Origin of the sequence: Citrobacter sp. C1, from assembly GCF_014596895.2 — a bacterium.
In the GTDB taxonomy this organism is placed as follows: domain Bacteria; phylum Pseudomonadota; class Gammaproteobacteria; order Enterobacterales; family Enterobacteriaceae; genus Citrobacter; species Citrobacter gillenii.
In genome coordinates this window covers 3,961,528-3,973,898 of sequence record NZ_CP115035.1, presented here as the reverse complement: position 1 = coordinate 3,973,898, position 12,371 = coordinate 3,961,528, and the positions used below count along the sequence as shown (strand labels likewise).

General features: G+C 54.3%; 10 protein-coding genes. 5 read left to right on the top strand and 5 right to left on the bottom strand.

Going from position 1 to position 12,371, the window contains the following annotated elements; all coding sequences use genetic code 11:
* Nucleotides 1-81: 81 nt before the first annotated feature.
* The 4 genes from IB214_RS19125 to IB214_RS19110 form a co-directional block, all read right to left on the bottom strand.
* Nucleotides 82-591 carry a hypothetical protein gene (locus tag IB214_RS19125; RefSeq protein ID WP_115259990.1) on the bottom strand — a complete coding sequence of 170 codons (510 nt, stop codon included), beginning with the start codon at nucleotides 589-591 and terminating at the stop codon, nucleotides 82-84.
* 193 nt (nucleotides 592-784) lie between these two features.
* On the bottom strand, nucleotides 785-1,876 hold the full coding sequence (locus IB214_RS19120) for a 4Fe-4S binding protein (protein WP_117342269.1): 1,092 nt from the start codon (nucleotides 1,874-1,876) through the stop codon (nucleotides 785-787).
* Between the two features lie 217 nt (nucleotides 1,877-2,093).
* A complete protein-coding gene (locus IB214_RS19115; RefSeq protein WP_117342073.1) occupies nucleotides 2,094-3,482 on the bottom strand; it encodes a diguanylate cyclase in 1,389 nt (462 codons plus the stop codon).
* A gap of 91 nt (nucleotides 3,483-3,573) precedes the next feature.
* Nucleotides 3,574-4,206 carry a LysE family transporter gene (locus IB214_RS19110; RefSeq protein ID WP_117342074.1) on the bottom strand — a complete coding sequence of 211 codons (633 nt, stop codon included), beginning with the start codon at nucleotides 4,204-4,206 and terminating at the stop codon, nucleotides 3,574-3,576.
* Between the two features lie 363 nt (nucleotides 4,207-4,569).
* On the opposite strand from IB214_RS19110, the gene yahO reads away from it, so the two are divergent.
* Entirely contained in the window at nucleotides 4,570-4,845 is a 276-nt protein-coding gene (gene yahO / locus IB214_RS19105) for a DUF1471 family periplasmic protein YahO (RefSeq protein WP_115259327.1), read from the top strand.
* Between the two features lie 48 nt (nucleotides 4,846-4,893).
* On the opposite strand, the gene prpR is transcribed toward yahO, so the two are convergent.
* Entirely contained in the window at nucleotides 4,894-6,489 is a 1,596-nt protein-coding gene (gene prpR / locus IB214_RS19100) for a propionate catabolism operon regulatory protein PrpR (RefSeq protein WP_117342075.1), read from the bottom strand.
* Nucleotides 6,490-6,740: 251 nt separating this feature from the next.
* On the opposite strand from prpR, the gene prpB reads away from it, so the two are divergent.
* The 4 genes from prpB (at nucleotide 6,741) to prpE (ending at nucleotide 12,330) form a co-directional block, all read left to right on the top strand.
* Nucleotides 6,741-7,625 carry a methylisocitrate lyase gene (gene prpB, locus IB214_RS19095; RefSeq protein ID WP_115259323.1) on the top strand — a complete coding sequence of 295 codons (885 nt, stop codon included), beginning with the start codon at nucleotides 6,741-6,743 and terminating at the stop codon, nucleotides 7,623-7,625.
* 118 nt (nucleotides 7,626-7,743) lie between these two features.
* On the top strand, nucleotides 7,744-8,913 hold the full coding sequence (gene prpC / locus IB214_RS19090) for a 2-methylcitrate synthase (protein WP_115259321.1): 1,170 nt from the start codon (nucleotides 7,744-7,746) through the stop codon (nucleotides 8,911-8,913).
* 39 nt (nucleotides 8,914-8,952) lie between these two features.
* Nucleotides 8,953-10,404, top strand: a complete 1,452-nt coding sequence (locus IB214_RS19085; RefSeq protein WP_115259319.1) for a bifunctional 2-methylcitrate dehydratase/aconitate hydratase — start codon at nucleotides 8,953-8,955, stop codon at nucleotides 10,402-10,404.
* Nucleotides 10,405-10,443: 39 nt separating this feature from the next.
* Nucleotides 10,444-12,330: a propionate--CoA ligase gene (gene prpE / locus IB214_RS19080; protein WP_117342076.1), complete on the top strand. Its 1,887-nt coding sequence runs from the start codon at nucleotides 10,444-10,446 to the stop codon at nucleotides 12,328-12,330.
* The last annotated feature ends 41 nt before the right edge of the window (nucleotides 12,331-12,371 follow it).

Here is a 12,371-nt window from a genome sequence, read left to right as displayed (position 1 = left end):
CGGCCTACGGGGTGCACACTCATATAGGCCTGATAAGCGAAGCGCCATCAGGCATTGATGGCCCGTTGATGACCAGACCGGTTATTGCGTAAAGCCGTTCTGGATACAAATCTGGGCGCTGGTTCTCAGGGTAAAGGCGAGCTTGTCCGGGTACTGGCTGTAGTAGTTATGCTCCTCTTCCAGCCCTTTCGCCTGTGCCAGACGCACTGTTTCCAGCGAGCAGGTACGATAAATCAAATCCCTGTTCATATTAGTCTGCTTCTCGCGCTGCTTATCGGCGGGTAACGCCTGCCAGCTTTCTGACAACGAGTAATCGTATACCACCCGATTTCCCTTCGCCTGTACGTTCTCAATGGTAATGAAGTTGTCTATTTTCAGCCGCGGCTGTCCGCGCATTTTCTTCTTATCTTCTGTGGCGGCATATTGCGCCAGTGCATTAATGTCCATACTGGCTATTTTTTGCTTATAGACCTCAACATAAGCCGTCGGCTGCTGATAATGCTGAGCGTAGGCGTTTCTTAACTCCCCGTCGCTCATTGAACAGCCAGCCAGAAAAAGAGGTAATAACAGTGCCAGTTTCATTTTAGTCATGGTTTTATTCCCGCGCATTATTGAGGTCCCTTATTGCCGAACATGAAATAAAAATAGAATTATTCCAGAGGCTATTTAAGGTTGTATAAACGGGACGCCGATGGCACAAGTTCATTAATCTTAAAATGGTCGAAAAAGGCGGAAACCCTGCCAGAATTGGCAGGGTGTTTGATGGTCTGCAAGGCGGTAAACGTTAATGCCCGATCATTCTGGCTTTCGGTATCAGTTGGAAATACATATGCTCCGGTACCGGCGTCTGCCAGACGTTGGCATACATCGCATAGCCAATGACGGCAAATAGAATACCGAGCAGCAGTAGCGTCATTCCCCATCCAGGTAAAGCGACGCGTTGCCACCACGGTTTGGGTGCGGCGTTGCCGGTCGGTCTCTGCAGTGAAAACGTCAGCGTTGAGGCGACCGGGCATGATTCAACGCAGGTCATGCAGCCGGTACATTCAACGGTGCGAACCCGAATAAGCTTGTCCACCGGAATGTTTGACGGGCAGTTCTTCGCGCATTTTCCGCAGTCGATGCAGCTGTCTGCATTACGCCGGATTTTAAATGGAGAGAGCAGGGAGAAGAGGCCGAGCAGGGCACCATACGGGCATAAATAGCGACACCAGGCGTTACGAATAAACAGGCTCATGATGCTGATAATCACCACGAAAACCAGCGTTGCCGTGCCAATGTGGCGGAAGAAATCGAGCATCTTGACGTCGATAATCATGCCGTAGGCCGACATCAAAAAGTACTGGATCCCCTGCGCGGGCATCGACAGGGCAATATACAGAAAGAAGCTCAGCAGCAGATATTTCAGGCTCAGCAGCGGCAGATCCAGCCAGCGCGGCAGTGTGAAATGGCGGCCAACGAGTTTTTTACCCAGATTGCCAATCAACTCTGACAGCGTCCCCACCGGACAGAGCCACGAGCAGAATGATTTTTTTAACAGCAGGCTTATCAGTATAAACGCGACGAGCAGCAGCATGGAGGCGGCGTGGATCGGCGGAAGGTATCCGGTTTCCAGCGTATACCTGATGTTCATCAGCCCGGCGATAGGCAGCCACCCTTCAATCCCACCCGGTCTGGGAATATACACGCTGGTGCCGCCGGTCTCAAAATAGCGGACCCAGTAATAAAAGGTCACACCAATATAGATATTAATCGCCAGCAGAAGAAACTGGGTGGCTCTTCGCCAGGTGCTGGCATTCCGCCAGTCATTCCATGGCAGTTTTCCTCCGGTGGTGCCTGGACGGCGCTGCCAGCGTGTTCTCTTATTCCCGTTCATGATTTTATTATCCCTCATCGTTTCCTTCCCGCATTCAGGAGGACGCATCACCGGGATATGCTAACGCGATAAAGATATCATGTATTTGATTTGCATCTTATTCAGCGGCTGTTATTTTGCGCCAGGCAAAAGCCCTATTAAAAATAACAGCACGAGTATTAACACGGGTCAGATAAATACCCTGAAGGGGGTATTTATTTCTGCGGAAAGGGAAAAGTTATTCCTGATAGGTTTCGACGCGGTTACGGCCACGGCTTTTTGCCAGATACAGTGCGCGGTCGGCTTTATCCACCAACTGTTTGTAGTCCGGATGGTAGTCATATTCGGCGATACCGATACTGACGGTAATCGAGAAGGATTCCGTCGCCGAGGCCGCCATGCGCAGGTCGGCAATCTTTTTACGCAGGGTTTCCAGAATAATACTGGCCTGTGAAACCTCTGACTCGACCAGCAGGATCATAAACTCTTCACCGCCGTAGCGGAAAACGTAGTCGCTGCTGCGGATATGCTCATAAATCACCGCCGCCACGCTTTTCAGCGCCATGTCGCCGGTGTTATGCCCATAGCTGTCGTTGATTTGTTTGAAGTAATCAATGTCTAACATGGCCAGGGTGAACGGCTTGCGCGCATGTAATGCCAGCGAAATTTCGCGCCGCATAATGGTCGGAATAAAGCGGCGGTTAAGCAGCTGGGTCAGCGAGTCTTTACCGTTTTCCTGTTTGACCAGCGCTTCAAACATCGAGGCCAGAAGGTAATGGATTTTTGCCGACAGCTGGCGGACATCCTGCAATAAACTCATCCGTACGGCTTCTGCAGGTTGCTGTAGATTCAACAGTGTCTGGGTCAGACGGTTATCAATTTCTGCAATCACAGATTCCATTTCGGCAAGCAGATTGCTGTTACCGAATATATGTTTTCCCTTATGGGAGAACCACATACCAAAATCGGAGTTCGCCAGAAAGACCAGTTCCCCAACGGGTAATCCGGTGGCAATGTTGTAGATAAACTGATTTTCCCAGTCGGTAAACGAGCGGATTTGCCGCTCGCGCTCGACGTTGACGTCGTCATAAATCGTTTGCAGGCGATACTGTTCTTGCGTGTTCAGGGAGTTTTGATAGCTTGGCGAATAGGAGACGGTCATCGCCTCCAGTGCGGTATCCATTGCCAGGCTGCTAAAGCAGATAGCGTCACTCAACAGGTGAGGCGGGTAGTCTGCTTTCTTTTTCAGCACCCGATACAACTCATCTTTCAGCTTGCGCGCGCCGCGATTGACCAGATCGATGGGCAGGCCGATACGCGCATGGACCACGCCGATTTCGCGTTGTTTGAGCAGCAACTGTGAGAGGTCTTCCTGCGCGCTACCCAGCACGCTGCGCAGCCAGTTAAACATGCTGCCGCTAAGCCGCGTACTGACTTGTTCGGTATTCAGGAACAATGCGCTCTCGGCATGGGAGAGCATGTAGTCATAAAACACGGTCACTAAATGGTGGATCTCCTCATCGCTTAACGAAGTCAGGATCGTATGGACGTCAGGAGACGTCTGGCGCAGCAGCGCCTGCCATTCAGTCAGTAGTAATGTGTCGTTTGCGGGGGCAACCTGTTCCATCTCACAGCCACTCAAAAATACGTTTAAAAATCCAGGCGGTATTACGGACAATTACGTCACGATGGTCAAGCGAAACTGTGTTTCAGGTGCGTTAACGATGGGTGATGCCTTCGTAAATCAGCCTCAGGGCGAAGGCTCCGATAATGGCACCAATCACCCGACTGGCAATCCGGTGGATCCGCCCATATGCGCGGCGAACTGCAGGTAAAGAAAACGCCTGACTGAGAAAAATACGCCAGATAACGGAAGACAATACAATCCCCGCCCACGCCATCATCCTTGCCCATGTCGGCGTGTCTGCACTCAGCGTGACCGAGAAAATACTAATAAAAAACAGCACGGTTTGTGGATTGGATAAATCCGTTAACAGCCCGCGCCGGAAGAAGACGTACCAGGGCGCGGAAATCGGCTGCTGTAACGTTGGTATTTGTGGTGTCGCCTGATGTCGAATGCTGTTCCACGCGAACCACAGTAAATACGCGCCGCCGACAATTTTAATCAGTGAGAATACGCCTTCACACTGGGTGATAAGTGTCGCCATGCCAAACAACCCGAGGCCAGAATAGAACGCATCGCCTAGCGCCACCCCCAGACCGGTCATCACGCCCGCCCGGCGTCCCGATGCCAGACTGGTTTGAACCACCACGAACAAATTTGCACCGGGATTAAAAAAGGTTAACACGAACAAACTGACGGTCAGTACGACGGCGTGTAGAGGTTCCATAAACAACGATTCCATCAGTGAGAATAGAGGGGTATGTGATGCGCAGTCTGGATTAAGACTATTCTGCGTCGTCAGCTACTCTACGTTTTCAACGTACATTTTTCTGAGGATTTACTCACACTGTATTATGAAACAATAGTGCTGTTGCAAGCGGGTATGTCAGGCGATTATTCGCGGCCAGGTGCGGCGGGGAACGCAACGGCGTAGGATCGTCGGTTATCTCCGTTTCGCAAAATCTCTTTATATTTCCGTTAGCTCTGGATTTTTTGAACAAGCTGAACTACTTATTAATCATCCTTGACTCGCACTATCGATGTTCAGGGGTCGATGATGGCGTAAAAACATAAAAATTGGAGCTTTTATATGAAAACTGGATATAAGGTATTAATTGGTGCGTTAGCTTTTGTCGTTTCCAACGCCTATGCCGCGGAACTGATGATGAAGGTCGATTTTGATAAGGTTGAGTCTCAGTACACCAAGATTGGCACGATTTCTACCAGCAATGAAATGTCTGCCGCAGATGCTAAAGCAGACCTGATTAAGAAAGCCGATGAGAAAGGCGCAGACGTCCTGGTATTAACCTCCGGTCAAACGGACAATAAAATCCATGGCACGGCTAATATTTACAAGAAAAAATAACGCGCTGAACTGAAAGACAAACAACCCGCTGGTCATCGGACCGGCGGGTTATTGTTTTAATCGCCGCCAGAATGTGGTTCTACTGATACCTAAATACCGCGCGGCTGCGGTTTTATCGCCATTACATTGCGCCAGCACCTGCTGCGGTGTCAGTGATGATGAAACCTGAGGAGCTTCGGAGGTAACGGCTAACTCCGGTAACAACTGCTGCAAAAAATGGATGTTCAGTTCAGGTTGCGGTTCCACGCTCAAAAACAGCGCCAGACGCTCCATCATATTACGCAGCTCGCGAATATTCCCCGGCCAGCCATAATTGAGCAGCGTCTGCTGGCTCAGCCCGAGTCCCTTACGCACCGTATCAGAAAACGGCGCGTCGAGTTCCGCCAGCGACTGTTTTAAAAATCCCTCTGCCAGCGGCAGGATATCGGGCAGGCGCTCGCGCAGTGGCGGCAGTGTGAGGCGCAGAATGCTCAGGCGATAAAACAGATCGGTTCGAAACTGGCCCTGTTTCATCTCCTGCTCGAGATGACAGTGGGTGGCGCTGATCACCCGCACATCGACCGGGATCGGCTGATGCCCGCCCACCCGAGTGACCTCTTTTTCTTCCAGCACGCGCAGCAGTCGGGTTTGTAACGGCAGCGGCATTTCACCGATCTCGTCGAGAAACAGCGTCCCGCCGTGGGCAATTTCAAACAGGCCCGCGCGACCGCCCCGACGAGAGCCGGTAAACGCGCCATCTTCATAGCCAAACAGCTCCGCTTCCAACAATGATTCGGTAATAGCCCCGCAGTTAACGGCGACAAATGGCGCTGAGGGCTTGCCACGTCGAGAGTCCTGACGAGTGAAATATTCTCGATGAATCGCCTGCGCCGCCAGCTCTTTCCCCGTCCCGGTTTCACCCTGAATCAGCACCGGTGCGCGCGAGCGGGCGTACAGCATGATGGTGTGGCGAACCTGCTCCATCTGCGGCGAATGACCGCGCATATCACCCAGCGTATAGCGGGTGCGTAGCGTATCGCCGCTGGCGTATTGCCCGTTGCGTCGGAGCGTCAGGCGGGTCATATCCAGCGCATCGCTAAAGGCCTGACGTACGGTGGCCGCCGAATAGATAAAGATCCCGGTCATCCCCGCTTCTTCCGCCAGATCGGTAATCAAGCCCGCGCCAACCACCGCTTGCGTTCCGCCGGCTTTCAGCTCGTTGATCTGCCCGCGCGCATCCTCTTCGGTGATATAGCTGCGCTGCTCCAGGCGCAAATTGAACGTCTTTTGAAAGGCGGTTAATGCGGGCAGTGTTTCCTGATAGGTGACGACGCCAATCGACGGGGTTAGCTTACCGGCTTTCGCCAGCGCCTGTAGCACGTCGAATCCGCTGGGTTTTATCAGGATCACCGGAATCGACAGGCGGCTTTTCAGATACGCGCCGTTGGAACCCGCGGCGATGATGGCATCGCAACGTTCGCTGGCGAGCTTCTTGCGGATATAGGCCACCGCTTTTTCAAAACCCAACTGAATTGGGGTAATGGTTGCGAGGTGATCAAACTCCAGGCTGATGTCGCGAAACAGGTCGAACAGGCGCGTGACGGAGACCGTCCAGATAACCGGTTTGTCGTCATTCATGCGTGGTGGAAGATGTGTCTCAGCCATCGCTAACCCCAAAATTAAAGAACCGAATATTGGGTTTAGTTGTGTTTCATAAATGTTGCAATGAAACGTTCAGGCCGGTTTCATGAAACGCGTGCTGACACGCTTTTGTGCGACAAAAACGCAGAGTAAAATTGTAATTAATTGTTTTAAAAGAGGTAAGTAAAAATAACGCACTCAATAAAGGCGTTGGCATACCCCTTGCTTTAGGTTAATCAACGAACGATAACAAGTTGATAACAAGAGGATGGGATATGTCTCTGCACTCTCCAGGGCTGGCGTTTCGCGCCGCGCTCACTAAAGAAAATCCATTACAAATTGTTGGCACCATCAATGCAAACCACGCTCTGCTGGCCCAGCGCGCTGGGTATCAGGCGATTTATCTCTCTGGCGGCGGCGTGGCTGCCGGGTCGTTAGGGTTACCGGATCTCGGTATCTCTACCCTCGATGATGTACTGACCGATATCCGCCGTATCACCGATGTCTGCCCGCTGCCGCTGCTGGTGGATGCCGATATTGGGTTCGGATCATCCGCGTTTAACGTGGCACGCACTGTGAAATCGATGATCAAAGCCGGGGCCGCTGCGCTGCACATTGAAGATCAGATCGGCGCCAAGCGCTGTGGGCATCGTCCGAACAAGGCGATCGTATCGAAAGAAGAGATGGTCGACAGGATCCGTGCGGCGGTGGATGCGCGTACCGATCCGAACTTTGTTGTCATGGCGCGTACCGATGCGCTGGCGGTGGAAGGGTTAGACGCCGCTATCGATCGTGCGCAGGCGTATGTCGAAGCGGGCGCTGACATGCTATTCCCGGAAGCCATTACGGAGCTGGCAATGTACCGCCAATTTGCCGATGCCGTGCAGGTACCGATCCTTGCCAACATTACTGAATTTGGCGCAACGCCGCTGTTCACCACCGATGAGTTGCGCAGTGCGAACGTGGCAATGGCGCTGTATCCGCTGTCGGCATTTCGCGCCATGAACCGCGCCGCCGAGCAGGTGTACAACGTGCTGCGCCAGGAAGGCACGCAGAAGAACGTTATCGACATCATGCAGACGCGCAACGAGCTGTACGAAAGCATCAACTACTACCAGTTCGAAGAGAAACTCGACGCGTTGTACGCCACGAAGCCGTAGGCCTGATAAGGCGCAGCCGCCATCAGGCAATGCCGGATGGCACTACGTTTATCCGGCCTACAACGTACGACGCGATGCATACCCTCAATACCCTATATATAAAAATAACGAGGACAACATGAGCGACACAACGATCCTGCAAAATAGTACGAATGTTATTAAGCCGAAAAAATCGGTCGCGCTGTCCGGTGTGACCGCCGGCAATACCGCCCTGTGCACCGTTGGTAAAAGCGGTAACGATTTACACTATCGTGGCTACGATATTCTCGACCTCGCGCAACAGTGCGAATTTGAAGAAGTGGCGCACCTGCTGATCCACGGAAAATTACCCACCCGCGATGAACTCAACGCCTACAAGGTTAAATTAAAAGCGCTGCGTGGCCTCCCGGCAAACGTGCGTACCGTTCTGGAAGCGTTGCCTGCCGCTTCACACCCGATGGACGTGATGCGTACCGGCGTTTCTGCGCTGGGCTGCACGCTGCCGGAAAAAGAGGGGCATACCGTCTCCGGCGCGCGCGACATTGCCGATAAGCTGTTGGCCTCGCTCAGCTCGATCCTGCTGTACTGGTATCACTACAGCCACAACGGTGAGCGTATCCAGCCGGAAACCGATGACGATTCCATTGGCGGTCATTTCCTACACCTGCTGCACGGCGAAAAACCGTCGGCCAGTTGGGAAAAAGCGATGCACATCTCGCTGGTGCTGTATGCCGAACACGAATTCAATGCCTCGACCTTTACCGGACGGGTGATTGCGGGAACCGGCTCGGATATGTATTCCGCGATTATCGGCGCCATTGGCGCGCTGCGAGGTCCGAAACACGGCGGGGCCAACGAAGTGTCGCTGGAAATTCAGCAGCGCTACGAAACGCCGGATGAAGCCGAAGCTGATATCCGTAAACGTGTAGAAAACAAAGAGGTGGTGATTGGCTTTGGTCACCCGGTCTACACCCTTGCTGACCCGCGGCATCAGGTGATCAAGCGCGTGGCGAAGCAGCTTTCCCAGGAAGGCGGTTCGCTGAAAATGTACAACATCGCCGACCGTCTGGAAGAGGTAATGTGGGATACCAAAAAGATGTTCCCGAACCTCGACTGGTTCTCGGCGGTTTCCTACAACATGATGGGCGTCCCGACCGAAATGTTCACCCCGCTGTTTGTCATCGCCCGCGTCACCGGCTGGGCGGCGCACATCATTGAACAGCGCCAGGATAATAAAATCATCCGGCCTTCCGCCAACTACACCGGCCCGGAAGATCGCGTATTTGTCGCTATTGAAAAGCGTTGCTAATGCAAAACCTCTAAAGATAAAAAACAGGAAACGTACCCTATGTCCGCTCATATTTCGAATGTTCGCCCTGAATTTGACCGTGAAATCGTTGATATCGTTGATTACGTGATGAATTACGCCATCACCTCGACGGTGGCGTATGACACCGCGCATTATTGTCTGCTCGACACCCTCGGCTGCGGGCTGGAAGCGCTGGAATATCCGGCCTGTAAAAAACTGCTGGGGCCGATTGTCCCGGGGACGGTGGTGCCGAACGGTGTTCGCGTGCCGGGCACCCAGTTTCAGCTCGACCCGGTGCAGGCGGCGTTTAACATTGGCGCGATGATCCGCTGGCTGGACTTCAACGACACCTGGCTTGCCGCGGAATGGGGCCATCCTTCCGATAACCTTGGCGGGATTCTGGCCACCGCTGACTGGCTGTCGCGCAATGCGGTAGCAGCGGGTAAAGCGCCGCTGACTATGAAAACCGTGCTGACCGGTATGATCAAGGCCCATGAAATTCAGGGCTGTATCGCGCTGGAAAACTCCTTTAACCGCGTCGGCCTGGACCACGTTCTGCTGGTGAAAGTGGCCTCGACCGCCGTAGTCGCCGAGATGCTGGGACTGACCCGCGATGAGATCCTCAACGCGGTTTCGCTGGCGTGGGTCGACGGACAGTCGCTGCGAACCTATCGTCATGCGCCGAATACCGGTACGCGTAAATCCTGGGCGGCGGGGGATGCCACATCCCGGGCGGTACGTCTGGCGCTGATGGCCAAAACCGGCGAGATGGGGTATCCGTCTGCGCTGACGGCGAAAACCTGGGGCTTCTATGATGTCTCCTTCAAAGGAGAAGCGTTCCGCTTCCAGCGTCCGTACGGCTCTTACGTGATGGAAAACGTGCTGTTTAAAATCTCCTTCCCGGCTGAGTTCCACTCCCAGACCGCGGTAGAAGCCGCCATGACGCTGCATGAAAAACTGCTGGCTGCTGGTAAGACGGCCGCCGATATCGAAAAAGTGACGATTCGTACACACGAAGCCTGCATTCGCATCATCGACAAAAAAGGCCCGCTGGATAACCCGGCGGATCGCGACCACTGCATCCAGTACATGGTGGCGGTCCCGCTGCTGTTCGGACGCCTGACGGCGGCTGATTATGAAGACGGTGTGGCGCAGGATAAACGCATCGACGCGCTGCGAGAGAAGATTAACTGCTTCGAAGATCCGGCCTTTACCGCCGATTATCACAACCCGGAAAAACGCGCCATCGCCAACGCTATCACCCTGGAGTTTACCGACGGCTCCCGTTTTGACGAAGAGGTGGTGGAATACCCGATCGGCCACGCGCGTCGTCGGACTGACGGCATGCCGAAGCTGGTTGAGAAATTCAAAATCAACCTGGCGCGCCAGTTCCCGACCCGCCAACAACAGCGCATTCTGGATGTTTCCCTGGACAGAACTCGCCTGGAACAGATGCCGGTTAATGAGTACATGGATTTGTTCATTATCTAAAACCTGACTCATTAGGCGTAAGTTCAACAGGAGAGCATTATGTCTTTTAGCGAGTTTTATCAACGATCTATCACTCAACCTGAGTCATTCTGGGCCGAGCAGGCCCAGCGTATTGACTGGCAGCAGCCGTTCACTCAGGTGCTGGACCATAGCCATCCGCCGTTTGCGCGCTGGTTTTGCGGTGGGACGACCAATCTGTGCCATAACGCCATTGACCGTTGGCTGGAGAAGCAGCCCGATGCGCTTGCGCTGATTGCCGTTTCCTCGGAAACCGAAGAAGAGCGCACGTTTACCTTTCGTCAGCTGTATGACGAAGTCAACGTGACGGCCGCTATTCTGCTGTCGCTGGGCGTGCAGCGCGGCGATCGGGTATTGGTGTACATGCCGATGATCGCCGAGGCACACATTACACTGCTGGCCTGTGCACGCATTGGCGCGATCCACTCGGTGGTGTTCGGTGGCTTCGCCTCGCACAGCGTGGCGGCGCGAATCGACGATGCCCGACCGAAGGTCATCGTGTCGGCGGATGCCGGGGCGCGCGGGGGCAAGATCCTGCCGTATAAAAAGCTGCTCGATGAGGCTATTGGCCAGGCGCAGCATCAGCCGCACCACGTGGTACTGGTCGATCGTGGGCTGGCGAAAATGGCGCGGGTCGAGGGGCGCGATCTCGATTTTGCCGCGCTGCGTCAGCAGCATCTCGGGGCGCGCGTGCCGGTGGTGTGGCTGGAGTCGAACGAAACCTCCTGCATACTTTACACTTCCGGCACGACCGGCAAGCCGAAGGGCGTGCAGCGTGACGTTGGCGGCTATGCGGTGGCGCTGGCGACGTCGATGGAGACCATCTTTGGCGGCAAAGCGGGCGGCGTGTTCTTCTGTGCCTCGGATATCGGCTGGGTGGTCGGACACTCCTACATCGTTTATGCCCCGCTGCTGGCGGGGATGGCGACGGTGGTGTACGAAGGGCTGCCGACGTACCCGGACTGCGGTGTGTGGTGGAAGATTGTCGAAAAATATCAGGTCAGCAGAATGTTCTCAGCGCCGACCGCCATTCGCGTGCTGAAGAAGTTCCCGACCGCGCAGATCCGCAATCACGATCTCTCCTCGCTGGAGGTGCTGTATCTGGCGGGCGAGCCGCTGGATGAACCCACTGCGAGTTGGGTAACCCAAACACTGGGCGTGCCGGTGATCGACAACTACTGGCAGACTGAATCCGGTTGGCCGATTATGGCAATTGCCCGTGGCGTGGACGACAGGCCGTCGCGTCTGGGCAGCCCCGGTGTGCCGATGTATGGCTACAACGTGCAGTTGCTCAACGAAGTGACCGGTGAACCCTGCGAAGCGAACGAAAAGGGTATGCTGGTGATTGAAGGGCCGCTGCCACCGGGCTGTATTCAGACCATCTGGGGCGATGACGAACGGTTTGTGAACACCTACTGGTCGCTGTTCTCCCGCCAGGTTTACGCCACCTTCGACTGGGGGATCCGCGACGCAGACGGCTATTACTTCATCTTAGGCCGCACCGATGATGTGATAAACGTGGCCGGACACCGGCTGGGCACCCGTGAGATAGAGGAGAGTATTTCCAGCTATCCGAACGTCGCGGAAGTGGCGGTGGTCGGCGTGAAAGATGCGCTGAAAGGGCAGGTGGCGGTGGCGTTTGTTATCCCTAAACAGAGTGACAGTCTGGAAGACCGCGACATTGCGCATTCAGAAGAGAAGGCGATTATGGCGCTGGTGGACAGCCAGATTGGTAACTTTGGCCGTCCGGCACATGTCTGGTTTGTGTCACAACTGCCGAAGACGCGATCGGGCAAGATGCTAAGGCGTACGATCCAGGCGATCTGTGAAGGCCGCGATCCCGGCGATCTGACCACCATCGACGATCCCGCGTCGTTGCAGCAAATTCGCCAGGCAATCGAAGAATAATCCCCGTTAAACGGCCCGGTAGCGCGATGCTTACCGGGCTT

What these genes read in the sequence shown, in the direction of transcription:
- prpC (WP_115259321.1), top strand. Translation starts at nt 7,744, where the DNA reads ATGAGCGACACAACGATCCTGCAAAATAGTACGAATGTTATTAAGCCG.
- IB214_RS19110 (WP_117342074.1), bottom strand. Translation starts at nt 4,206, where the DNA reads ATGGAACCTCTACACGCCGTCGTACTGACCGTCAGTTTGTTCGTGTTA.
- prpE (WP_117342076.1), top strand. Translation starts at nt 10,444, where the DNA reads ATGTCTTTTAGCGAGTTTTATCAACGATCTATCACTCAACCTGAGTCA.
- IB214_RS19125 (WP_115259990.1), bottom strand. Translation starts at nt 591, where the DNA reads ATGACTAAAATGAAACTGGCACTGTTATTACCTCTTTTTCTGGCTGGC.
- yahO (WP_115259327.1), top strand. Translation starts at nt 4,570, where the DNA reads ATGAAAACTGGATATAAGGTATTAATTGGTGCGTTAGCTTTTGTCGTT.
- IB214_RS19120 (WP_117342269.1), bottom strand. Translation starts at nt 1,876, where the DNA reads ATGAACGGGAATAAGAGAACACGCTGGCAGCGCCGTCCAGGCACCACC.
- prpB (WP_115259323.1), top strand. Translation starts at nt 6,741, where the DNA reads ATGTCTCTGCACTCTCCAGGGCTGGCGTTTCGCGCCGCGCTCACTAAA.
- prpR (WP_117342075.1), bottom strand. Translation starts at nt 6,489, where the DNA reads ATGGCTGAGACACATCTTCCACCACGCATGAATGACGACAAACCGGTT.
- IB214_RS19085 (WP_115259319.1), top strand. Translation starts at nt 8,953, where the DNA reads ATGTCCGCTCATATTTCGAATGTTCGCCCTGAATTTGACCGTGAAATC.
- IB214_RS19115 (WP_117342073.1), bottom strand. Translation starts at nt 3,482, where the DNA reads ATGGAACAGGTTGCCCCCGCAAACGACACATTACTACTGACTGAATGG.